Genomic DNA, 2597 nt, shown 5'->3' with positions numbered 1-2597 from the left:
AATATGGCAAAACCAATTGAAAAAACTCCTATTTTTGAAGGTGAAGATGCAATAGCCCTTTTAAAGAAAATGAAAGAGCCTCCAACAAAAAAAGATAGAGAGTTTGCAAAAAAAATTAGATCTCAAAGAAGAGTATTATTTTAAATCTTTGAGATTTAATTCTTTGAATTCTTCATCCTCACATTTAATATCCTTTAAATCCAAATAAAGAATAAAATTTTGTTCAGGGTTTTGTTTTTTTATTTTATCTATTTTTTTTAAAACTTTTTCATCACTACGGCGACTTGAAAAATTATTCTTTTTAAGATAAAAATCAATAGCAGAGGCATATGCATCTACAGTAACAAATCTTAATCCAACTTTAGTTTTAGACAAATTTAAAATATTTAACAATACATTTCTTAGAATATGAGAACCCAAACCGTTTTTCGAATATTTTTTATCTATAGCTAAGCGACCTATTTTAATTGCAGGTATTTCATTATTGGCACTGATATTTAACTCCTCTTTGATTTCATTTCTTAAACTCTGATTTTCTATAGTTTTTAATTTTATAGTATCCGCGAGTAAAGAAACAAAACCTATTATTTCATCATCACAGATTACCAAATGAGTTAAGTTTAAGTTCATATTTTGTTGGTTTAATGCATCATACTTCAAAAAATTGTTCAAATCTTCACTATCACAACTGAATCTAGATAAATCATGCCAATTTGTCAAAACTTCTAAGTGATAATTTTCTTTAATATGATAAATATCCATAAATATAAGTTATTTTTACTTATTAATAATATTTACGATTTGTTTTTTAATTTTAAGTTAATATAATACGTTAAAAAGAATTTTACAATTAAAAATCAATTTTAAAACTAAAATATCAATTATAAGATAATTTTAATTTTAATGAAAGATTAATAATTACAAATTTTTAAATTTTTGTAGTCAAAATTAATTTTTGAAAAGCAAACAAAAGTGATAAAAAATAGGATCTTCTTAGAAAAATTTAATGAAAATTTTCACCTAAGAAACAAGTATAATTTTAATTAATATAAACTATAAAATAAAAAAAAGAAATTAAGACAAGCTATAAAATAATTATAGCTATCTTTAATATAATGAATCGTATTATTTGAAATATGAAATCAATTCATCCACACCTATATCGGGTAGTAAATTTTTATCATTTTGATAAACTTTTGCTATAACCGGAACATCACAAAGATCTTCAACCATTTTGATATTGTCATTTTCCATAAGTTCATCCTTGTAGTTGTTCATGATGATGCCACATACATGAATATTTCTGTTTTTCAGATATTCGACTGTGGTGACAATTGAATTGATGGTTCCAAGTCCAGCATCAGCAATGAGTATGACATCAAGGTCAAGACATTTTATTATGTCTTCCAACATTATGTTGTTTTCATCATCTTTTCCTTCGTATCTTATAGGACAGACTATGCCTCCACTTCCTTCCATGACAATATAGTCATATTTTTGAGATACATTTTCATAAGCTTCTTTAACTCTTTTTAGATTTACAGGATTTCCTTCAATCTGGCTTGCAAGGTGAGGTGATACAGCAGTTTCATAAATGTATGGAACCAAAAAGTCTGTATCTTCTTCCAAACCAGCCATGGACAATACTTCTACAGCGTCTCCAGGAATTAAAGAACCGTTTTCATCCCTTATAGCGCCGCTTAAAGCTGCTTTGAAATAAGTGGCACCATATCCCATTTCTCTAACGTATTTGAGCAATAAACCGGTTACATATGTCTTTCCAATGTCTGTACCGGTTCCTACAACGAATATTCCTTTAGCCATAGTATCATAACCCATCAATTGAATAAGTGATTTCAAATCCTAAATCCTCCAAAAGCTTCAAGTCATCATTCATCTGAACTCCTTGAGTTGTAAGCATATTTCCCAATATTCCTGCATTGGCGCCTGACTGGAATGCCTTTCTTCCGTTGTCTCCTAAAAGTGCTCTTCCTCCAGCCATACGAATATATGCATCAGGATTTATGAACCTGAATATTGCAATTATTCTGCAGGTTTCATCATTAGATAAAATTTCATTGTCTTCAACTGGAGTTCCCTTGATTGGATTCAATACATTGATCGGTATTGACTTTACATTGAACTGTCTTAACTGCAATGCCAAATCAATCCTATCCTCAAAGCTTTCACCCATTCCAAATATTCCGCCACTGCAGATCATCACATTTTCATCTTTAATCATTTCTATAGTGTCGAGCTTCTCATCATATGAATGAGTTGTGCAGATTTCCTTGAAGTAGTTCCTTGAGCTTTCAAGATTGTTGTGAATCCTATCCACACCTGCATCCTTTAGCTCTGCAATTTGATTATTTGTCAAGAGTCCCAATGAGACACAGATTTTAATGTCCTTATTCTCTTCCTTTAACTCTTCAATCAGATTGGATATGGTTTCAAAATCCTTTTTAGTGATTTTTCTGCCTGAAGCCACATAGGATATTCTCTTGAATCCAGAATTGTAAATAGCTAAAGATCTTTCCTTCAATTCATCTTTAGATAGGAGAGGATAGACTTCTATATCAGTATCATAATGATTTGAT

At 29.8% G+C, this 2597-nt stretch carries 3 protein-coding genes; all 3 read right to left on the bottom strand.

Translation table 11 applies throughout. The annotated features are described in order from the left end of the window. Window positions 1-135: 135 nt before the first annotated feature. Window positions 136-762 carry an N-acetyltransferase gene (locus ACKI67_RS06185; RefSeq protein ID WP_407462572.1) on the bottom strand — a complete coding sequence of 209 codons (627 nt, stop codon included), beginning with the start codon at window positions 760-762 and terminating at the stop codon, window positions 136-138. Window positions 763-1125: 363 nt separating this feature from the next. After that, window positions 1126-1860 carry a dethiobiotin synthase gene (bioD, locus tag ACKI67_RS06180; RefSeq protein ID WP_407462571.1) on the bottom strand — a complete coding sequence of 245 codons (735 nt, stop codon included), beginning with the start codon at window positions 1858-1860 and terminating at the stop codon, window positions 1126-1128. Then, on the bottom strand, window positions 1829-2597 hold a 769-nt coding region (gene bioB / locus ACKI67_RS06175; RefSeq protein ID WP_407462570.1), incomplete at its 5' end, for a biotin synthase BioB. The genes bioB and bioD, both read right to left, overlap by 32 nt.

Source organism: Methanobrevibacter sp. (genome assembly GCF_045577275.1).
Lineage (GTDB): Archaea > Methanobacteriota > Methanobacteria > Methanobacteriales > Methanobacteriaceae > Methanobrevibacter.
Note: the sequence above shows the minus strand (reverse complement) of the source record. Positions and strands in the feature narration are given on the sequence as shown.

Excerpts from the sequence above, each read along its gene's own strand:
- ACKI67_RS06185 (WP_407462572.1), bottom strand. The coding sequence starts at position 762 with ATGGATATTTATCATATTAAAGAAAATTATCACTTAGAAGTTTTGACA.